At 67.6% G+C, this 19,153-nt stretch carries 20 protein-coding genes; 11 read left to right on the forward strand and 9 right to left on the reverse strand.

Annotated features, from left to right (window positions below):
* Window positions 1-47: 47 nt before the first annotated feature.
* Entirely contained in the window at window positions 48-1,070 is a 1,023-nt protein-coding gene (locus Q7W51_00440; GenBank protein ID MDO8846844.1) for a stage II sporulation protein M, read from the forward strand.
* Here Q7W51_00440 and Q7W51_00445 read toward each other — a convergent pair.
* From Q7W51_00445 to Q7W51_00465, 5 genes are read right to left on the reverse strand one after another with little or no spacing between them, the layout of a single operon-like run.
* Window positions 1,067-2,410: a DUF58 domain-containing protein gene (locus Q7W51_00445; GenBank protein ID MDO8846845.1), complete on the reverse strand. Its 1,344-nt coding sequence runs from the start codon at window positions 2,408-2,410 to the stop codon at window positions 1,067-1,069. The genes Q7W51_00440 and Q7W51_00445 overlap by 4 nt on opposite strands.
* The gene (locus tag Q7W51_00450; protein ID MDO8846846.1) at window positions 2,407-3,366 is read right to left on the reverse strand and encodes a MoxR family ATPase; all 960 of its coding nucleotides are present in this window, start codon (window positions 3,364-3,366) and stop codon (window positions 2,407-2,409) included. Before Q7W51_00450 ends, Q7W51_00445 begins: the two co-directional genes overlap by 4 nt.
* On the reverse strand, window positions 3,359-4,516 hold the full coding sequence (locus tag Q7W51_00455) for a DUF4350 domain-containing protein (protein MDO8846847.1): 1,158 nt from the start codon (window positions 4,514-4,516) through the stop codon (window positions 3,359-3,361). The genes Q7W51_00450 and Q7W51_00455 overlap by 8 nt, the downstream gene beginning before the upstream one ends.
* The gene (locus Q7W51_00460; GenBank protein ID MDO8846848.1) at window positions 4,513-5,595 is read right to left on the reverse strand and encodes a DUF4129 domain-containing protein; all 1,083 of its coding nucleotides are present in this window, start codon (window positions 5,593-5,595) and stop codon (window positions 4,513-4,515) included. The genes Q7W51_00455 and Q7W51_00460 overlap by 4 nt, the downstream gene beginning before the upstream one ends.
* Window positions 5,595-6,527, reverse strand: a complete 933-nt coding sequence (locus Q7W51_00465; protein ID MDO8846849.1) for a hypothetical protein — start codon at window positions 6,525-6,527, stop codon at window positions 5,595-5,597. Before Q7W51_00465 ends, Q7W51_00460 begins: the two co-directional genes overlap by 1 nt.
* Before the next feature lie 244 nt (window positions 6,528-6,771).
* Between Q7W51_00465 and Q7W51_00470 the strand changes: the two genes are divergently transcribed.
* From Q7W51_00470 to Q7W51_00480, 3 genes are read left to right on the forward strand one after another with little or no spacing between them, the layout of a single operon-like run.
* The gene (locus Q7W51_00470) at window positions 6,772-7,887 is read left to right on the forward strand and encodes an ABC transporter permease (GenBank protein ID MDO8846850.1); all 1,116 of its coding nucleotides are present in this window, start codon (window positions 6,772-6,774) and stop codon (window positions 7,885-7,887) included.
* 11 nt (window positions 7,888-7,898) lie between these two features.
* Window positions 7,899-8,567 (forward strand): ABC transporter ATP-binding protein, encoded by a 669-nt coding sequence (locus tag Q7W51_00475; protein MDO8846851.1) that lies wholly within the window; start codon window positions 7,899-7,901, stop codon window positions 8,565-8,567.
* A complete protein-coding gene (locus tag Q7W51_00480; GenBank protein ID MDO8846852.1) occupies window positions 8,564-9,166 on the forward strand; it encodes a TetR/AcrR family transcriptional regulator in 603 nt (200 codons plus the stop codon). Before Q7W51_00475 ends, Q7W51_00480 begins: the two co-directional genes overlap by 4 nt.
* Before the next feature lie 21 nt (window positions 9,167-9,187).
* Here Q7W51_00480 and Q7W51_00485 read toward each other — a convergent pair whose 3' ends face one another.
* The gene (locus Q7W51_00485; GenBank protein ID MDO8846853.1) at window positions 9,188-9,565 is read right to left on the reverse strand and encodes a PLDc N-terminal domain-containing protein; all 378 of its coding nucleotides are present in this window, start codon (window positions 9,563-9,565) and stop codon (window positions 9,188-9,190) included.
* A gap of 27 nt (window positions 9,566-9,592) precedes the next feature.
* The gene (locus tag Q7W51_00490) at window positions 9,593-10,441 is read right to left on the reverse strand and encodes a PhzF family phenazine biosynthesis protein (protein MDO8846854.1); all 849 of its coding nucleotides are present in this window, start codon (window positions 10,439-10,441) and stop codon (window positions 9,593-9,595) included.
* 92 nt (window positions 10,442-10,533) lie between these two features.
* Here Q7W51_00490 and Q7W51_00495 point away from each other — a divergent pair, with 92 nt between their 5' ends.
* The 3 genes from Q7W51_00495 to Q7W51_00505 are packed head-to-tail and all read left to right on the forward strand — an operon-like array spanning window position 10,534 to window position 13,258.
* Window positions 10,534-10,959 carry a TspO/MBR family protein gene (locus Q7W51_00495; protein ID MDO8846855.1) on the forward strand — a complete coding sequence of 142 codons (426 nt, stop codon included), beginning with the start codon at window positions 10,534-10,536 and terminating at the stop codon, window positions 10,957-10,959.
* An 8-nt stretch (window positions 10,960-10,967) separates the two neighbouring features.
* Window positions 10,968-11,912 carry a DUF3641 domain-containing protein gene (locus tag Q7W51_00500; protein MDO8846856.1) on the forward strand — a complete coding sequence of 315 codons (945 nt, stop codon included), beginning with the start codon at window positions 10,968-10,970 and terminating at the stop codon, window positions 11,910-11,912.
* Between the two features lie 35 nt (window positions 11,913-11,947).
* On the forward strand, window positions 11,948-13,258 hold the full coding sequence (locus Q7W51_00505; protein ID MDO8846857.1) for a TIGR04283 family arsenosugar biosynthesis glycosyltransferase: 1,311 nt from the start codon (window positions 11,948-11,950) through the stop codon (window positions 13,256-13,258).
* 29 nt (window positions 13,259-13,287) lie between these two features.
* Here Q7W51_00505 and Q7W51_00510 read toward each other — a convergent pair whose 3' ends face one another.
* Window positions 13,288-13,527, reverse strand: a complete 240-nt coding sequence (locus Q7W51_00510; protein ID MDO8846858.1) for a CDGSH iron-sulfur domain-containing protein — start codon at window positions 13,525-13,527, stop codon at window positions 13,288-13,290.
* 141 nt (window positions 13,528-13,668) lie between these two features.
* Here Q7W51_00510 and Q7W51_00515 point away from each other — a divergent pair, with 141 nt between their 5' ends.
* Both Q7W51_00515 and arsM read left to right on the forward strand, forming a co-directional pair.
* Window positions 13,669-13,926 (forward strand): HgcAB-associated protein, encoded by a 258-nt coding sequence (locus tag Q7W51_00515; protein MDO8846859.1) that lies wholly within the window; start codon window positions 13,669-13,671, stop codon window positions 13,924-13,926.
* Between the two features lie 32 nt (window positions 13,927-13,958).
* Entirely contained in the window at window positions 13,959-14,792 is an 834-nt protein-coding gene (gene arsM / locus Q7W51_00520) for an arsenite methyltransferase (GenBank protein MDO8846860.1), read from the forward strand.
* 35 nt (window positions 14,793-14,827) lie between these two features.
* On the opposite strand, the gene Q7W51_00525 is transcribed toward arsM, so the two are convergent.
* Entirely contained in the window at window positions 14,828-15,205 is a 378-nt protein-coding gene (locus tag Q7W51_00525) for a Dabb family protein (protein ID MDO8846861.1), read from the reverse strand.
* Window positions 15,206-15,279: 74 nt separating this feature from the next.
* Between Q7W51_00525 and Q7W51_00530 the strand changes: the two genes are divergently transcribed.
* The gene (locus Q7W51_00530) at window positions 15,280-16,911 is read left to right on the forward strand and encodes a SulP family inorganic anion transporter (protein MDO8846862.1); all 1,632 of its coding nucleotides are present in this window, start codon (window positions 15,280-15,282) and stop codon (window positions 16,909-16,911) included.
* Window positions 16,912-16,964: 53 nt separating this feature from the next.
* Window positions 16,965-19,148 (forward strand): fused MFS/spermidine synthase, encoded by a 2,184-nt coding sequence (locus Q7W51_00535; protein MDO8846863.1) that lies wholly within the window; start codon window positions 16,965-16,967, stop codon window positions 19,146-19,148.
* Window positions 19,149-19,153: the final 5 nt, after the last annotated feature.

Consider the following 19,153-nt stretch of genomic DNA (forward strand, 5'->3'; position numbering starts at 1 on the left):
GGCCGGGTGCCCGACCACTCCGTTCTTACCTCGCGCAAGGGGGCGTCTTGGACGAGCGGCAGTTCGTAGCCGGATCGCAGGCCACATGGAATCGCCTCGCCGAAGCGGCGGAGCGCTCGAGCAGGCACGGAGCTGCGAGCCTCGGCGCTCACGACCTCAAGCGCATGCACGAGGACTACCGGACCGCTGCCGCCGATCTCGCGTACGCGCAGACCCACTTTCGCGGCTCGGCTGCCTCAGCCCACCTGAATGCCCTCGTCGCGCGCGCACATGCCGAACTCTACAGCGCCCCCCAGGGTCGCATCTCGGCGGTATGGCGATTCCTTGCCTCAGGCTATCCACGGCTCGTGCGACGGCGTTGGCGCCCGATCGTGCTCGCCTCGGCAGTGCTCCTCGCCGCGGCGCTGAGCGGGTTTGCCGCATCGTACGCGAATCCGTCCCTTGCCCGGGTGATGGTGCCGGCACAGGTGCGCGACCTCGTTCCCGAGGTCGGCCGCAGCGAGCGTGCGCTCGTGAGCCCTGCAGAGTCGCCGGTCATGTCGGCGGCGATCACGGTCAACAACATCCGCGTCTCGTTCCTGGCGTTCGCCGGCGGCATGACGTACGGCCTCCTCACCGTCTACGCGCTGCTCATGAATGGCGCGATGCTCGGCGTGCTTGCGGGGACAGCGCACCAGGCGGGCGCCGCATTCGACTTCTGGGTGCTGATCGTCCCGCACGGGGCGCTCGAGCTTCCCGCGATCGTCCTCGCCGGTGGCTCCGGCCTTCTTCTCGCGGGGGCGCTGCTCTTCCCGGGCGACCTTCCGCGCGGAGCCGCACTCCGGGCGGTGACCGACGACGCCCTTAAGCTCGCGCTCGGCGCGATTCCGCTGCTCGTGATAGCTGGCTTCATCGAGGGGTTCGTGACCCCGCGGGCGTATGGCACCGAGCTCAAGCTCGCGGTCGGTTTGATCTCCGCCGTCTTGCTCACGGCATACATCGCACTGCCGGGCAGACGTACCGAGACCGCTGCCCGGGAGGCGGACGCCGAGAGCAGCGAGCTCTCTGCTCCGCGCATTCGCATCCTCTAGAGTCGCCCGCGCGCCTTGATCTCCAGGTAGCGGTTGACTGCCGCCACCGACAGCTCCTCGGGGTGCACGTCGAGGATGAGACTGCCCCGCGCGCCGAGAATCGCAAGTGCCTCGGCCTTGTCCCTCAGCAGATCCTGCGCAACGGCGACGCGAAACGCGGAGATCTCGTCATCCACCGATGCTGACGCCTCGACTTCGGTCAGGCGGTTGCGCTGGCAGATCACGAGCGGCAGGTGTCTCGGGACCAGGGCGCCGACGACCTTGAGAAGACGCTCGGACGGTCCGCGTCCAACGATGTCCGTCATCAGCACGATGAGCGCGCGGCGGCCAAGACGGCTGGTCAGATACGCCATCGCACCCGCGTAGTCTGGCTCTTCTACCCTCGCCTCAACGCTGTAGAGGGCTTCGAGGATGGCGTGAAACTGCCGCTGCCCCTTGCGTGGCGGCACGTATCGCACCACGTCTCGCCCGAAGACGAGTAGCCCCACGAGGTCACCGTGCTCGATGGCGAGATAGCAGAGCAGCAAGGCGGCGTTGACCGCCCGATCGAGCTTGGAGAGCGGCCCGGCCATGGCGGTCATCATGCGACCCACGTCGATCGCGAGCACGACCACCTGGCTTCGCTCCACCTCGTAGAGACGTGTGACCGGTGTGCCACGCCGCGACGTGGCTTTCCAATCGATATCACCGTAGTCGTCGCCCGGCAGGTAGTCGCGAAGCGACTCGAACTCGGTGCCTTCACCCGCCCGGCGAAGCGCGCGTATACCAAGCTCGCGCAACGCCCCGCGCCGGGCCAGGAGTGCGTACCTGCTCACCGCCATGATGTCCGGGTAGACACGGACGTCCTGGTCGAGCGGCGCCTGCCACTGCCAGCCTGCCAGGCCGAGGCCGCCGATGCATCTGAGCGCCACAGGACCGAAGCGGTATCCGCCTCGCCGCGGTGGTGTGAAGTGGAAGGTGATCTGCACTTCACCGTGCGGCGGGACTTCAACGAGTCGAACTTCGCGCTCACCGCTGAACCCGACCGGGGGCGTTTCGCGGAGGGAGAGCCTGGCTCGCTGTCCAGACGTGTTGACTAGGCGGACATCCACTGGATTCGGTACGCCGATCGAGAGCTTCACCGGCACAGTGCGCTCGCATCGTATGTCGCTCGCGCGCGCGGCTCGCCGGGCGTCTGCGACGACAAGTGCGATCAACACGCCGATCCCGGCTCCCGCAAGGACGACCGCGAGCACCGCAGGCAGTGCGGCCACGGCTGCCGCAGCGATAGCGAGCGCCACCGCGACACGTGTGGTCACGAAGAGGCGATGCCGGATCGGTCTGTCGGTGCGATCGGTCACCGCGGTACCGGCACCCTGTCGAGAACATCGGTAAGCACGGCGTCGGCATCCGTGCCCTCGATCTCCACCTCGGGGCGAACGAGAACCCGGTGGCGGAGGCATGACCCGGCCATCGACTTCACGTCATCCGGCGTCACGTACTCCCGCCCCTCGAGTACGGCACGGCCCTTCGCCGCTACGAGCAAGCTCACCCCCGCCCGAGGACTTGCGCCCAGCCACACCCACTGGTGCTCGCGCGTCGCCCGGACGATCGCACTCACGTAGGCGAGCACCCCGTCTTCGACCACGATGCCCGCGAGCGCCTCACGCGTGGCCATGACGTCCTCGGCGGTCGCGACCGGCTTCATCCCGAGGTCCGCGAAGTCGGTCTCCTCCATGCCACCGATGTGTCGCTTGAGGATAGCGACCTCCTCGGCATCGGATGGATAGCTGACCTTCAGCTTCTGCTGGAATCGATCGAGTTGGGCCTCGGGAAGCGGGTAGGTGCCTTCGTACTCCACAGGGTTCTGTGTGGCGATCACGATGAACGGCGCTGGCAGGTGGTGGGTCGTGCCGTCGATGGTGATCTGCCGCTCTTGCATCGCTTCGAGCAACGCCGACTGCGTCTTGGGTGGCGTGCGGTTGATCTCATCGGCAAGCACCATGTTGGCGAAGACGGGGCCTTTGCGCAGCGTGAATACCTGGCGCCCGGCATCGAAGACGTTCGTTCCAACCACATCGGCCGGCATGAGATCGGGGCTGAACTGGATGCGCTTGAAGCTCATGTCGAGCGAGTACGCGAGAGCCCGCGCGAGCAGCGTCTTGGCGGTTCCAGGGACGCCCTCGAGCAGCACATGGCCGCCGGTCACCAACCCGATCAGGAGCGAGTCGAGGATCGCGTCCTGGCCCACCACCGCCTTGGCAACCTCCCCACGTACCGCGCGTGCCAGATCCCGTGTCGCCTCGATATCAGCCATTTCTGTCCTCCACCTCACGTCGAGCCCGAACGAGCGCCCGGGCTGCTGCGACGAACTCCTCAACCTTCACCTTGTCAGCCGACCGAATCCGCTCCGACCGCTCCAGGGCCTCCGCCGCCCCGGGATGGCGGGCGAGCCCCACCGTGAGCATCCCATGCCGCCGCCGTAGTGACCGCGCGAGCGCGTCCTCGAGCACGCCGAGTGCGTGCGCGCGGGCACCCGCGCTTCGGTAGACCTCGGCCAGCTGCGCGATGTATGCGCCGGTACGAGCCATCACGGTCTGCGGCTGCGGGATCGCCGGCCCCAGCCGTCTGCTACGAGCCCCAAGTGCGACGACGAGCGCGGCCAGCGCGAACAGCAAGCCGATGCGGCCGCCGGGACTCAGACGATCCCAGATCGAACCACCGCGCGCATATCCCTGGTGATACTCGTCGAAGTACACCGGGCGCGCGCCTCCGGCAACCAGCAGCGTTGCCAGGCGAGCGTTGTCCTCCTGCCCAAGCCCATCGTTGGTCATCGGATACGGCGAGGACAGCACGACAACCTCGCCCGCCCCAAGACGTCGGGTAGCCACGAGAGACTCGTCTTCGCCCACAACCGTCACCCACTCCGCCGTGACCCCGGTGAGCCGGGCGGACCCGAACGATGCGGTCGTCACACCGCTCGCATACCGCGTGGGGATTGCAGGTGAATCCTCCATGGGCTCCGCGACCGTGGTCCAGACGTCCCCGAGGAGCGGGCCCGCGAACGCATCGATCGCGACCGGCCCCGCAAGCACCACCCGGCCGCCATCCTCGACCCACTCGGTAAGCCGATCGACGTCGGCTGCCGAGGGCCACTTGACCAGGAACGTGTCCGAAGCGACGACGATCGTTCCCTCGGCGGGCAGCGGGTCGAACTGCTCGAGCGGCTGCGCGTCCATTCCCAGTTCGCCAAGGTAGCGATACAAAGACTGCGTGCCCTCCGGCGCCGCGCTGTAGATGGACGATATCGGCAGCTCCTGTGAGTACTGCCGCTGCGCAAGACCGACCACCAGGGAGTAGAGGCCGGCGAGGACGCCGAGGATCAGGACGGTCACGACCAGCCTCGTGTCGAGACGTCGGAGGCCACGCCGCTGGCCGGCGCGCGCGCTTGGTACCCGCTTGCTCACGCGTCGCCCCCCTTCCAGCGCCCGGCGCCGTCGGTGATGGCGAGGTAGTGCGTGCGGGCAAGATCGAGCCCCGCCTTGCCAGGATCGCGCCGACCGTACCAGGCACTCTCGAAGATCCGGGCGAGCCCGTCCAGATCGGAGACCACACCGGGTGCGGACGTCCGCACGTCGTTCAGGAGCTCGCCGTTCGTGCGCGTCTTCGTTCGTGCGATCGCGCCCACATCCACGAGCGTGCGTGCAGCACCACCGAAGAGCGCTCGAACGGCCTCACGGAAGCGACCCGCCCCGGCGAGCCGGTCGGCATAGGCAAGAGCGTCAGGCGGCAGATCCTCGGCGGCTGCCACGACGGGCGCGCCATCCTCTTCGGCCGCGACCACGGCCCGCATACGGCGTCTCGCCATGACCCACATTCCCAGACGCACAAGCAGGCCCGCCGCTACCGCCGCGGACAAGGCGACGATGTAGGGCCAGGCGCCAGACAGATCGATGTCCGGAGCCTCGGGAGCGTTGACACCGGGAAGCCCGGCGAAGAGTCCCTCAAGCCAATCGGCCAGCCTCTCCGCCAGGTCGATGAGCAGGTCGCCGAGCGTTGTGCCCTCGTCGTCATCGTCCGCCTCGAGGATCGTGGCAAGGGCCTCCCGGTCCTCGGGCACCTCGACGACTCGACCCGTCCCGATCGCCTCGAGCAGGGCGATCGCCCGCGCCTCGACTTCATCCGCCGCAATCCGGATGCCGCTCGAGCTCCTCGCGCTGCCGAGGCGCCCGGCAAGCTCGAGCAGCTTCTTGTCGCGCACCGGGATCCGGGAGCCGTCGAGATCCACCGTCTCATCGGAGGGGAGCGCACTGTCGATCGCCTCGGCTACCTCGGCGGCGCGCGCGGGCGTCGCCTCGGTCAGGTCCGCCGCCTCATCGCGGATTTCGCGCAGCACTATGCGGTACTCCACCACGGACATCGCCGTTGCCGATGCGGCACCGACGCTCAGGGCGAGCAGGGCGATCGCGAACGAGACGAACGCGAACCAGATAACGCGCTTCCGGCAGAGGCTTTCGCGCGAGATCATCCTCGGCGCATGTGGCATCAAGCGACTCCGCGAAGCGTCCGTGCCCGCATCAGGAGGTCCATGCCTTCGCAACGCGACCGCAAGTCGAGGTAGTAGGAGTAGGTCGCGATGCTCGTGAGCGGCACGGTGATGGACAGCGCGATCGCGTTGATCAGGCCCGTGACCACGGTCAGCCACACCATACCCGGAGCGCCGAACCCGCCTGTCGCCCACACGGCATCCGGGTTCTGCACGATCGATACGATCAGCGGGATGAACGTGATCGATGAGATGGCCTGCTGCAGCACCGAGTTGATCAGCGCCATCATCACGAGGAAACCGACCGTGCGCCACTCGTTGCCACGCACGAGGGAGGCGCTCCGCGTGAACGCTGCGCTGAGCGACGCGCGTTCGACCACCACGGTCGGGCCGATCATGGAGAACCGGGCCCAGAAGTACAGCGAGCCGACGACGCTCCCGATCAGAACCGCTGGCAGTAGACAGATGATGAATGTGCCGATCATGCTGGCGACCGTCACGACGCCGTACAGGATTATGCCGACGACGATCGTCGCCCCAAGATAGGCGAGCCACCGCTCACGTCCGGCCTTCAGGAACTCACCGGGTGTGCTCCGTTGACCGAAGAGCATGACTTCGGCGGAGCTGTAGACACTCGAAGCGTAGTAGGCGCGAGCGAGTCCGGCGGCGGCGATGCCCACCAGCAACACCCCGTACAGAGCAATGAAGGAGACGAGGAATGCGGCGGCCTCCTCCTCGGATGCCGCGGACATCGACATGACGGAGTCCATGTACACGTAGTTGTAGACACTCGACGCGGCCAACTGAAGAAGCATCGCCGGGAAGATGATCCACAGGGCCGCAGTCGCGTAGGTCTTGAAGTGTGCGCGGTACATGGCGATCGCATCATCGATCACGCGCCCGATGCTTCGAGTACCGAATCCCATGCTCACCGGCGGCCGTCCTCCCCGTACCCCCACGGACACACCCTGCAAGGATACCGCACCGGCGGGGGGCGCGAGCCTCTCCGCCGGAGCCATCCCTCGGCCGTGCACAGCGCCCATCACAAGTCGACCTTCACGCCATCGAATCCGTCTTCTGGCGTTAGTCCTCCGTGGATGCGGGTATCTTACTGACTGACCGTCAGTCATTAGCGTGCAGGGGGCCCTCTCCCTGATCCCGGGAGGCGGATGGGCAATGAAACTCGGCAACCTGATCATCAAGAACGTGCTGCGCCAGAAGACGCGCACCGGGCTGACCCTGCTCGGGATCAGCATCGGCATCGCAACGATCCTCACGCTCGGCGCGGTGGCCGACGGGCTCACCGTGGCGTTTTCGGGCATAGTGAGTTCCGGCGAGGCGGACTTCCTCATCGGTCAGGCCGGCTCCTCGGACCTCACCTTCAGCCGCCTGAACGAGGACATCCTCGACCGCCTGCGCGACGAGGACGGCATCGAGCAGATCGAGGGCGTGAGCCTCGGCGTGACCCGCTACGGCGAGAACCCGTTCTTCATGGCGTTCGGGCTTTCCGAGAGCGGCGTGAAACTCGGCGGCTTCTCGCGGGTGCGCGGCGATGCCCTCTACCCCGGCGAGGACGAGGTGGTGCTCGGCAAGGTCGCCGCGAGTGTGACCGGCAAGGAGCCCGGGGACACGATCGAGCTCTTCGGCGAGGAGTTCGAGGTCGTGGGCGTGTACGAGACAGGCGAACAGCTCCAGGACGGCGGCGCGATGTTCCGCACGTCCACGCTGCAGCGCGTCACCCAGACCGAGGGCAACATCACCATCGCATTCGCCAAGGTGACCGAGGGAACGGATGTGGCGGAGATCACGGCGCACCTCGATGAGAAGTACGCCAAAGAGATCGTCACGATCAAGAGCGCCGACGAGGTCTCGCGCATCGACCAGGGCACGGAGATCATCAACGGGGCCACCTGGATGATTTCCGCACTCGCGGTGATCATCGGTGCGATCGGCGTGATGAACACGATGATCATCAGCGTCTTCGACCGCATCCGGGAGATCGGCGTGCTCAAGGCCGTAGGCTGGCGCCGCCGCACCGTAATGGCGATGGTGCTCGGTGAGTCGGTCATCATCGGGCTCGTGGCTGTGGTGGTGGGCTCGGCGATCGCAATGGCCGTGCTCGTTCCGATGTCGCAGACCGACATGGCCCGTGCGTTCCTGCAGCCTGCATACAGCGTCGAGCTCTGGCTGCGCGCCACGGCAGTAGCCGTGCTGGTGTCGGTCATCGGCGCGCTGTACCCGGCGTGGAAAGCAGCGAGTCTCTCCCCCGTTGAAGCCCTTCGGTACGAGTAAAGGAGTCGGCAATGGCAATCATCGAAGCCATCGGCGTGAAGCGTCACTTTGACCGCGGCGCGATCAAAGCGCTCGACGGCGTGGACCTCGCGATCGAGTCCGGCGAGTTCGTGGCGATCATCGGCCCGAGCGGTTCGGGCAAGTCCACGCTCCTGCACATGCTCGGCGCGCTCGACACGCCCGATGAGGGGCGCGTCGTCATCGACGACATCGATCTTGCCGAGGAGCGGGACCTCGCCTCGTTCCGACGGCGAACCGTCGGATTCGTATTCCAGCTGCACAATCTCATCCCGACCCTCACCGCGCTCGAGAACGTGCAGATCCCGCTCATGGAAGACGGACTCGGTTCAGCCGAGCGCCGCACCCGCGCGCTCGAACTGCTTGAGCGAGTAGGGCTTTCCGACCGGGTGGACAGCCTGCCCACTACGCTCTCCGGCGGGGAGCGTCAGCGTGTGGCGATCGCACGCGCGCTGGTGAATCGGCCGCGTATCCTGATTGCAGACGAGCCGACGGGCGCCGTCGACTCGGCAAACAGCAAGCGCATCATGGACCTGCTGCGCACAGTGAGCCGCGAGACCGGCATGACGCTGGTGGTCGTGACGCACGACCCGCAGGTGGCCGAGCAGGCCGACCGCGTGATACGGGTGCTCGATGGACGGGTGGTGACCGAGGCGGCATGAGTCCCAGGCAGCGCAAGGACCCGGGAGTCCGACGTGCGGAGCTCGTGGCGGCGGCCGCCGCTCTGTTCGCGGAACGTGGCGTGAGCGATACCGCTGTGAGCGACATCGTGAAGACCGCCGGTGTGGCGCAAGGCACCTTCTACCTGTACTTCGAAAGCAAGGACGCCATCATCTGCGCGGTGGTCGAGACGCTTATCGACCAGATGGTGGGCCACATCGAGGACGCCCTCGCCGATCCCGACCGGCGCGCGGTCGAGAAGCTCGAGGCGATGGCTGCAGCGCTCGTGGAGATCAACGACGAGCCGTTCGAGGTCGAGTTGATGGCGGTCTTCCACCGCCCGGACAACCTGCCCATCCACGACCGGGTGATGCGGAGCCTCGTTCCGCGGCTGATGCCGAATCTCGCCGCGATCATCCGCCAGGGGGTCGAGGAGGGGGATTTCGTCTCCGAGGACCCCGAAGCAACGGCCTGGTTCGTCCTCGGCGCACTCCAGGGCATGGAGACGGCGTTCACCGACGTGAACAAGACTCAAAGCGCGATCGTGCAGCTCAGGGCATTTGTGCTGAGGGGACTCGGGTACGCCGACGAGCGCTCCTGATGTCTTCCGCGATGACCCGGCTCAGGCGGTATCGTCCGCCTGTGGCCGGTGTTCCGCCGCGGGCGTTACCTCGGACGATGCCTCCATCGGCGCCGCAGCCGTCGGCTGCCTTCTCGGATACGGCTTCATCACGATGAAGTAGTACACGACGGCACCGATCACCCCCACGAGCAGCACGATGAGCAGCCAGATCATCCGCTCGTTCGGGTCATCCCGTCCGGCACGTGCGTTGGGGAAGTCCTCCGGCGCGCGCTGGACGACGTCCACGAGCGCGATGACCCACACCACGACCGAAGCGACACCCAGCACCAACGGGATCAGGTACATCAGGCACATCATCGAGGTCCAGAGCGCAACGAGCGCTCCGGCTGTCGCGTCGCTTCCGGCTCCGTACTCCATGACTCCCCCATTCGCGTGGACTGTCTTCTACAGAGAGAATTCCCCGCGCGCCACCACAGCGGCGCTTCCGCCGACGTCGACTCTCATGATGCCGTCCGGCCCGCCTTCGGCGCGTGCGTGCAGCGTGCTCGGGCGTCCGATCTCAGCGCCCTGCGAGATCACGATCTGATCGCCCCAGGCGATGCGTCCGTGCCGGGCGAGGTGGACCGCAAGGGGTCCGGCTGCCGAACCGGTGGCGGGATCCTCCCCCACGCCGAGCTCGGGGGCGAACATGCGGGTCTTGACCCGGTCCCCCGCTGCGCAGAAGCAGCTCACACCCGCCACGCCCGAAGCTTCGGCGAGCAACCGCATGTCGGGCTTGAGCGCGGCGACCTCGGCTTCACTCTCGAGCGTCACGAGCAGGTGCTGCACGCCGTTGTCGTAGCGCTCTACCGGAAGTGCCGAGCCGCCTACGCCGAGCGCGTCGAAGAGCGCCCCGGGTTCGGCGACCGGCTCGACCGACGGGATCGGTTGCTCCATCCAGCCGAAGACGATGCGCGCGCCTTCGCGCTCGAGGGTGACCGGCACCACACCGGCAGCGGTCTCGATACGCAGCACCACCTTCTGGAGCGGTCCCGCCACCGCAAACGCGGTCCCGAGCGTCGGGTGACCGGCGAATGGCAGTTCGCGTACGGGCGTGAAGATGCGCATGCGGATGTCGGCGTCGCCCTCGGGAGGCAGCACGAACGTGGTCTCGGAGAAGTTCAGCTCCCGCGCGAGCATCTGCATCTCGGCGTCGGACAGCCCGCCCCCGTTGGTGAACACGCCGAGTTGGTTGCCGGCGAACGGCACATCGGTGAAGACATCCACGATCACGAAGCGGTACCTGCGCGGCACAGCGGCTCCCTCCTGCGGGGATACACAATTGGTGGCGAACATCGCGAGCTGATGTCAGCTCTGATGATAGCGAGTCACGCAGGGAGTGTACGCTGGGCCCGTGTTCGCACCGCCGGACCGAGGAGAGAGCGATGACCTGGTACGAGGAACTCGTCAAGCCAGCGTGGGCACCGCCGGCACCCGTCTTCGGCATCGTCTGGAGCATCCTTTACCCGATCATCATCGTGGCGTACGGCTACGTCATCTACCGAATCTTCCGCGGCGATTTCCCACCGACGTTGCTGGTGCCGATCCTCTTGAACGTAGCCACCAACATCGCATTCACGCCGATCCAGTTCGGCCTGCGGAACCTCTGGCTCGCCGAGTTCGACATCATCGTCGTGCTGGCGACGATCGTCTGGTCGATGATCGCGATCTGGCCGCACACGCGCTGGGCGTCACTCGCGCTCACCCCCTACCTCGTGTGGGTGATGATCGCGACCGCGCTGCAGTCGAGCATCACGTGGCTCAACCGGTGAGCGTTGTGATGGACACGTCTGCGGCCGCGTTCGAGCGCAGCATCGCAGCCGTGCTCCCGAAGGCGCCGTATGCCGAGCGCCTGGAACTCCTCCAGGTCAACCTCGGCCGGCGCTGCAATTCGGCGTGCACGCACTGTCATCAATCGTGCTCGCCGTCGTGCACGGAGATGATGGACGAAGCGACGCTGGCTGCCGTGTCCCGGATCGCCCTCGACGTACGACCAGCGCTCGTGGACATCACCGGCGGCTCGCCGGAGCTCCACCCCGGCCTGCCCGCGCTGGTGTCTCAGCTGCGGTCCGCGGGTCTGCGCACCCGGATGCGCACCAACCTTACGGCACTTCTTGAACCGGATGCCGAGGGACTGATCGACCACCTCGCCGAGGCAGGCGTTGAGCTGCTTGCCTCCGTACCCGCGCTGACCAGCGACGCTTACGCCAGCCAGCGTGGCAGACAGCTCGATAGTGCGCTCGCGGTGCTCCGACGTCTCAACGATGAGGGGTGGGGGCGTCCCGGGGGCGTCCGCCTCGATCTCGCCGTGGACTCCAGCGTATACGGTGCTGACTGCGCGTCAGACGACCTCACCGCCCGCTACCGCGCTGAGCTCTGCAGTGGTCTCCGCATCGACTTCAACGACCTGATGCTCATCACCACGATGCCGATCGGTCGTTTCAGGGCCGCGCTGGAGCGGCGAGGTGAATACGAGTCCTATCTCAGCGGACTTGCCGGGCGATTCAACCCCGCCACCGTGGCGAACCTTTCGTGCCGGACAGCGATCGAGATCGCCTGGGACGGCACGCTGTCCGACTGCGATTTCAACCTCGGCGCCGGCCTGGGCACCGCCCGGGGAGAACCGGCGCACATCTCCGAGTTCGACGCACTGCGTCTCGCACAGCGCCGCATCCGGTTCGCGTCGCACTGTTGGGCGTGCGCGGCGGGTGACGGCTCGGGTTGACAGGGCGCACTTTTGTGACCCGGTCGGGACACGGCGTGCGACCCCGGCTCATCGTCCTGACGCGCTATCCGGTCCTCGGCACCGTCAAGAGCCGGATAGCCGCGGAGCTTGGCGCCGAAGCAGCGCTCGCGCTACACCGCGAGCTTGCGGAGCACGCGCTCAGGCGTGCCCGTGCCGTCGAACTCGCAGGCGCTGTCGACATGGAGATCAGGCTCGCCGACGGCTCTGCCGCAGACGGCAGACGCTGGCTGGGACACCGGCTCCGAGTGCGCCCACAGCGCGAAGGCACCTTGGGCGACAGGCTCGCCGAAGCCCTGGGGACGGCGATCTCCGAGGGTGCGCCGGCGGCGATCGCGATCGGCGCGGACTGCCCTGATGTGGGCGGATCGATCATCCGTGAGGCGATCGCCCACCTCGACCGCGCCCCCGTCGCACTCGGACCGGCCGAAGATGGCGGCTACTACCTGGTCGGCGTGCGCGCGGACGTTTCAGAAGCGGTCACGGCCGCGCTGTTCGAGCAGATCCCCTGGGGCACGTCGGAGGTGCTCGCCGTCACGCTCGCGCGGCTCTCGGCACGTGAGATCTCTCCGGTGCTGCTGCCCACGCTCGCCGACATCGACCGACCGGAGGACTCACGCCGTTGGGAAGCGCGGCGCAGCGAGGACGGATCACGCGTGAGCGTGGTCGTGCCCGCACTCGACGAGGAGTCGACCGTTGCGAGTGCGGTGCTGAGTGCCCGTGTAGCGGGCGCATACGAGGTGATCGTGGCCGACGGCGGGAGCACTGACGCCACCGTTGCGCTGGCCGAAGATGCGGGGGCACTGGTCGTGCACGCACCCCGTGGCAGAGCCGTGCAGATGAACGCGGGTGCTGCGATTGCCACCGGCGACACGCTCCTGTTCTTGCATGCCGATACCGTACTGCCCCCCGACGCCTGCGCACAGGCCGCTCGCGTGCTCGACGATTCCCGAGCGGTGGGCGGGGCCTTCGGCTACTCGGCGGGAAGTGAGACCGACCGGCTCGACCGCTTCATCTCGGCGATGGGCCAGCTTCGCTACGCCATCTTCCGCCTGCCCTACGGCGACCAGGCGATCTTCGCGCGGCGCAGCGTCTTAGAGGACCTCGGCGGCTTCCCGGAGCTTCCGGTGATGGAAGACCGCGAGTTCGCGCTCAGGCTCAAGCGTCTGGGTGGCCTGGGTCGCGCACCGGGCGCGGTCCGCACATCGGCGCGCGCGTGGCGTGAGCGCGGGCTGATCGGCGCCACCGCTCGCGACATGGCGACGATCGCGGGGTACCGGCTCGGGATCGACCCGGCGCGGCTCGCACGTTGGCGGAGCGGTCGCTAGACCCGTGCACCTCCCGGAGTCAATACAGGCTAGTAATCGACGTGCGACCCGTCGCAGTAAGGCGGGTTGCCGGTGAGACCGCAGGTACACACCGCGATCGACGTCACACCATCCGACTCGAACTCAAGTGGCGTGATCTCCGAGCCCGCGTGCGACCCGTCGCAGTACGGCGGCGTCTTAGTCTTGCCGCATTGGCACCAGGAGTACGTGCCTTCGGCCAGCACGCCCACCGCAGGCTTCTCCACTGATTCCGCATTCTCGAAACGCATGGCTGCTCCCGTCGTCGCATGAGGTCGTGGAATGTCCATACCCGCTGGGACCACGACCCAGATGACCGCACGTCAGGTGCTTGACGCCGCGTAGCATCCTGATTATTCTGATTCTGCTGATTCTGCCGAATGGAGGTCCCCGTGCCCGAGGACGCGAAATGCCCCACCTGTGGCCCCGCGGAGTGCTGCGCACTCGAAGCGGTCGTAAGCGTAGACGAGCGCGGCCAGCTCGTCTTGCCGAAGGATCTCAGGACACGTGCCGGAATCGCCCCCGGTGAGCGGCTCGCTCTCATGAGCTACCGCGGCGAAGACGGCGAGATCTGCTGCATCACGCTCGTGAAGACCGAAGCGATGGCGGGCGCGGTGCGTTCGCTCATCGGCCCTGCGCTCGGCCTGTGACGGCCGCACCCACCCCGCGATAGGAGACGACGATGAACGAGCAGGACACCATCAAAGACGCGGTGCGTGACCGCTATGCCGGGCACGCCGTGAACAAGACCTCGTGCTGCGGCTCCGGATCGTCGTGTTGCGGCCCGACCGCGGCGACCGCGGTACCCGACGGCGCGTACGACCTCGGCGACCTCTCGGCTCTGCCGGCCGATGCCGACCTGGGACTCGGCTGCGGCAACCCGTTGGCGTTCGAGTCGCTTGCCGAAGGCGAGACGGTCATCGACCTCGGCAGCGGCGGCGGCATCGATTGCTTCCTGGCGGCGCGTAAGGTCGGTCCCACCGGGCGCGTCATCGGCATCGACATGACGCCCGAGATGATCGCGCTCGCACGGCGCAACGCCGCGCAGGGCGGCTACACCAACGTGGAGTTCCGCCTCTCCGAAGTGGAATCCATGTCCGTGCCGGACGACACGGCCGACATCGTGATCTCGAACTGCGTGATCAATCTCGTGCCCGACAAGCACGCGGCATTCGCCGAGGCATTCCGGGTGACCAAGCCCGGCGGACGCCTCTCGGTCTCCGATATCGTCACGACCGAGCCGCTGCCCGAACTCGCGCGTGAGTCGGTGGCCGCCTACGTGGCGTGCCTCGGCGGCGCGTCGGTGCTCGACGACTACCTCGCGGCCATCCGGGACGCAGGATACACCGACGTGCGCGTGACGAGCGACGTGGCCTACGCGATGGATGATGAGGAGGCGGACGCGCTGGCATCCTCGTTCGGGATCGATGTACCGGCAGGCCTCGATGAGGCCGAGATGCGCCGGGTGGCGAAGCTCTTCCACAGCGTCACGGTGCAGGCGCTCAAGCCCGCGTAGGCTGCCCCGCCGCAGGGCCTGATCCGGCGGACGCGCTACACCTCGTAATCGACGACAGCACGTGATTCGCGCATCTCGCCGATGAGCTGGGCGATCCTCACATGCTCGGGATGCACCTGGTACGCCTTGAGATCGTCCACGGTCTCGAACTCCGAGTAGATCACCAGGTCGCACGGGTCGTGATCCGCGCGGATGTCCACGCCCACCTCGAGGTGTCGCACCTGCGGTACCGATTCGCGAAGCGACTCGATCGCCGCCTTCGCGTGCTCGAGGTTCTCGGCTCTGCTCGCGCCGAGCGCTTCATCTTTGAACCGCCACACCACGATGTGCTTGATCACCTGGACCGCCTCCCGTTCGGGAACCTCCCAATCATCGGGCGAGACTGTAGTGGCCGCAAGCGAGCGCACCGTCATCCGACCGTCACCGGCGCATGCGCGCACACTCTGCTAACGTAGAAGTCCGCCCCACCCCCGTCCAAAGGTCCCTCGTGAAGCCTGTTCTGATCGAAGCGTGGCGCGCCGGTCTGTTCCGCAAGGAGCACTGGCTGCCCAACATGGCTGCCGGGGTGGTCGTGGGCGTGGTCGCCATCCCGCTTGCGATGGCCTTCGCCATCGCGGCAGGCGCCAAGCCCGAACAGGGACTCTATACGGCGATCATTGCCGGCCTCGTGGTCACCCTCTTCGGCGGGAGCCGGGTGCAGATCGCCGGGCCCACCGGCGCCTTCGCTGTACTGCTCGCGGGCGTCACCGCGCGCTACGGACTCGGCGGGTTGCAGGCCGTCACCATGCTCGCAGGCGTCATGCTCGTCATCTTCGGCCTGGCAAAGCTCGGCACGGTGATCAAGTACATCCCCGAGTCGGTCGTGCTTGGCTTCACCGCGGGTATCGCGGTCGTCATCTGGGTCGGGCAGTGGCCCAACTTCTTCGGGCTGCCCGCCTCCGAGGGCGAGCACTTCGCAACCAAGCTCTTCTCGATGCTGCAGTCGTTCCCCTCGCTCGACCTCACTACGACGCTCCTCGGCATCGTGAGCGTGCTCGTGATCGTGCTCTGGCCCCGCATCCCGAAGCTCGGCCTGATCCCCGCACCGCTCGTCGCTCTCATCGGCGGCACTGCGTTCGTGGCGCTCGCCCACCCGGCCGGTGTGGCCACCATCGGCTCAGCCTTTGGCGGGCTGCCCGGCGGACTGCCGTCGCTCGCGATGCCCGACTTCGCGTGGGCCAACCTGCCCGAACTCGTCCGGCCCGCGTTCGCGATCGCGATGCTCGGCGCGATCGAGTCGCTGCTCTCGGCCACCGTGGCCGATGGCATGACCGGCACGCGGCACGACTCGAACCAGGAGCTCCTCGGCCAGGGGGCGGCGAACATCGCAGCCTCGTTCTTCGGCGGGTTCGCGGCCACCGGGGCCATCGCCCGGACGGCCACCAACATCCGGCACGGCGGCACGAGCCCGATCGCCGGCATCTTCCACGTGCTCACCGTGCTGCTCGTGGTCCTCGTCCTTGCGCCGCTTGCCGCCAACGTCCCGCTCGCGACGCTCGCCGCGATCCTCTTCGTGGTGGCGTTCAACATGAGCGATATCGGCCGCATCGTGCGCATCGCGCGCCGGGCGCCGCGGTCGGACGTTGCGGTCATGCTCATAACGCTCGCGCTCACGGTGTTCGCCGATCTCATCGTGGCGGTGGAGGTGGGCGTGATCCTCGCGATGCTGAACTTCTTCCGGCGGATGACCGCCGCTGTGGGTGTGACCGAGCTCGGCGAGGAAGCGTTTGCCAAGCACGCGCCCGAGCAGGTTCCGGCCTTCAAAGACGTGCTCGTGTACACGATCGACGGTCCGTTCTTCTTCGGCGCGGTCGAGCAGTTCGAATCCGCGCTGCTCCACACCCATACCGAACCTCGCGGCGTCGTCGTGAGCCTCGAGAACGTGCCGTTCGTGGACCTCTCCGCACTCGCCAGCCTCGCCGAGACGCTCGAGCGGCTCGAGAAGCACGAGGTACGCGTCGCGCTGTGCTGCGCAAACGCCACCGTGGCCGGCCACCTCGAGAAGTCGGGCATCACCGAGGGACTTCCGGTCCCCGCCACATCGACCCTTACCGAGGCGATCACAGCCGTTGCCGAGTAGCCGCCGCTGACGCACTATCTGAGGCGTCGGGTCGGGTTACGAAAGGAGCGTGCGTGCGACCTCGAGTGGCGCTGCCCGTCGCCGCTACGGCGCTCTCCGCGTTCCTGCTCTTCGCCCTCGAGCTCTACGCCGGGCGTATCGTCTTGCCCGTCTTCGGGGGAAGCCCCGCCGTGTGGACGACGGCGCTCTGCTTCTTCACCGGCGCCGTCTTCCTCGGCTACCTGCACGCGCACCTGCTCGTCACTCGCATGCAATGGCGCACAGCACGGGTGATCCAGCTGGTCGTGGTGGGCGTGGCGCTCGCGTCCGCCGCCCTGGCACCGGAGGACCTGGCGCAGCTTCGGGTCTCCGGGATGCCGCCCGCGCTCAACGTCCTGCTGGTCCTCGCCGCGATCGTCGGGCTCCCGGCGTTCTTGCTCGCGACGACGACCCCGCTCGTCTCGGCGCGCTTTGCCGCGCGCGGCGACGACCCCTGGTGGCTCTACGCGGCATCGAACGCGGCGAGCCTCGGCGGGCTGCTCGCCTATCCCTTGCTCATCGAACCCTGGATGCCGCTCTCGGCCCAGCGCACGGGCGCGCTCGCGCTCCTCGGCGTGCTCGCGGCGCTCCTATGCTGGCTGCTGATCTCCGACGCGTCCGGCCCCGCCCTGCCGGAGCACGCGGCGGCGCCACCCCTGCCGCGCAAACGGCAGCTGATCTGGCTGCTCGCGGCCTGCATGCCCGCAGGGCTGCTCTCCGCCACCACCACGCTGCTCGCGACCGATCATGCGTCCGCGCCGATGCTATGGATCGGCCCGCTCGGTGTGTACCTGGGCAGCTTCATCGTGGCGTTCTCCGCGCGCGGACGGCGCATCCTGCCCCTCGCCGAACGCCTCGTGCCTGCCGCCGTGACGCTGCTGTGGATCGCCTACGTGGCGCGCATAGACTGGCCGGTTCTCGTGATAGTCCCGATGGTCCTGCTCTCCTACGGCGTCCTTGCGGTCGCGGTCCACGGGCGTCTTGCCGAGGACAGACCGGGCGAGGAGCATCTCACGCGCTTCTACCTGTGGGTCTCGGCAGGCGGCGTGCTGGCCACGGGGTTCGTCGCATTGGCAGCGCCCGTGATCTTCGAGGACGTCTTCGAGTACCCGCTGCTGCTCATCGGCGCGCTTGTCGCCATCGCGGCGCTTACGCCACATGCACCATCGGGCGTCCGCGTGCCCGGCGCAACGCTCCGGGCCGCCGGCGCGCGACTCCTGCCGCTGCTCGCGTTCGGGCTGGTCGTCTTGGCCACGATGGCGCCCGCAGCCGGTCCGGGCCCCGCATTCGTGGGCATCCTGCTGGTGCTCGGCGCGATCGCCGTTGTGCTCGGAACGTCACCGCGTGCGCTCGCGATCAGCACCGTCTCGGCGATTGCCGTCGCGCTTCTGCTCTTCGCGCCGCACCCGGTCGAGCGCGTGCGGTCCTTCTTCGGCGTGACCGACATCATCGAAGCTGCAGACGGCGCCGCGTTCGCCGAGATCCACGGCACCACGCTGCACGGCCTGCAGTACCGCGACGAACGGGCAAGCGAGCCCACGGCGTACTTCGTGCGCGAGGGGCCGCTCGGCGACGTCATGGCCGACCTGCAGCAGCAGCATTCCGAAGGCGCCGACATCGGGGTCGTGGGATTGGGCGTGGGCACGATCGCCGCGTATGCGCGGCCAAACGACAGCCTCACGTACTTCGAGATCGACCAGACGATCGTCGACCTCGCGCGCGACGACCGCTACTTCACGTACCTCGCCGACGCAGCGACCGAACCCGAGGTGCTGCTCGGCGACGGGCGACTGCTGCTCGCCGAATCGCCGTCCGGGCAGTTCGACCTGCTGATACTCGACGCGTTCTCCTCCGACGCCGTGCCGACCCACCTGCTCACCCGCGAGGCGATGGACACCTACGCCCGGACCCTTCGCCCCGGGGGCATGATCGCCTTCCAGCTCACCAACCGCCACTTCGACCTCGTGGGAGCAGTGGCCGAGACCGCGCGCTCCGTCGGCTTGGACGCGCGGACGAAGTCGTTCGAGCCGGGGAGCGGCGATGATGTCGTCGCGCTTCCGTCCACCTGGCTCGTGGTGGGCGACTCCGAGGACGTATCGCGGCTCGACGCGCTCGGCTGGGACCCCGCACCGGACGGGCCCGTGCTCACCGACGACTACCACGACGTGAGGCGCCTGCTCAAGAACGCGTGGCGTCCCGCTCCCCGCCCGATCATCTAGCGGCC

The organism is Coriobacteriia bacterium (genome assembly GCA_030652115.1).
GTDB lineage: Bacteria > Actinomycetota > Coriobacteriia > Anaerosomatales > Anaerosomataceae > UBA6100.

Bases quoted from the DNA above. Each gene is read 5' to 3' on its own strand.
- Q7W51_00485 (MDO8846853.1), bottom strand. From the start codon at position 9,565: ATGGAGTACGGAGCCGGAAGCGACGCGACAGCCGGAGCGCTCGTTGCG.
- Q7W51_00480 (MDO8846852.1), top strand. From the start codon at position 8,564: ATGAGTCCCAGGCAGCGCAAGGACCCGGGAGTCCGACGTGCGGAGCTC.
- Q7W51_00500 (MDO8846856.1), top strand. From the start codon at position 10,968: ATGGACACGTCTGCGGCCGCGTTCGAGCGCAGCATCGCAGCCGTGCTC.
- Q7W51_00450 (MDO8846846.1), bottom strand. From the start codon at position 3,366: ATGGCTGATATCGAGGCGACACGGGATCTGGCACGCGCGGTACGTGGG.
- Q7W51_00470 (MDO8846850.1), top strand. From the start codon at position 6,772: ATGAAACTCGGCAACCTGATCATCAAGAACGTGCTGCGCCAGAAGACG.
- Q7W51_00460 (MDO8846848.1), bottom strand. From the start codon at position 5,595: ATGCCACATGCGCCGAGGATGATCTCGCGCGAAAGCCTCTGCCGGAAG.
- Q7W51_00510 (MDO8846858.1), bottom strand. From the start codon at position 13,527: ATGCGTTTCGAGAATGCGGAATCAGTGGAGAAGCCTGCGGTGGGCGTG.
- arsM (MDO8846860.1), top strand. From the start codon at position 13,959: ATGAACGAGCAGGACACCATCAAAGACGCGGTGCGTGACCGCTATGCC.
- Q7W51_00525 (MDO8846861.1), bottom strand. From the start codon at position 15,205: ATGACGGTGCGCTCGCTTGCGGCCACTACAGTCTCGCCCGATGATTGG.
- Q7W51_00475 (MDO8846851.1), top strand. From the start codon at position 7,899: ATGGCAATCATCGAAGCCATCGGCGTGAAGCGTCACTTTGACCGCGGC.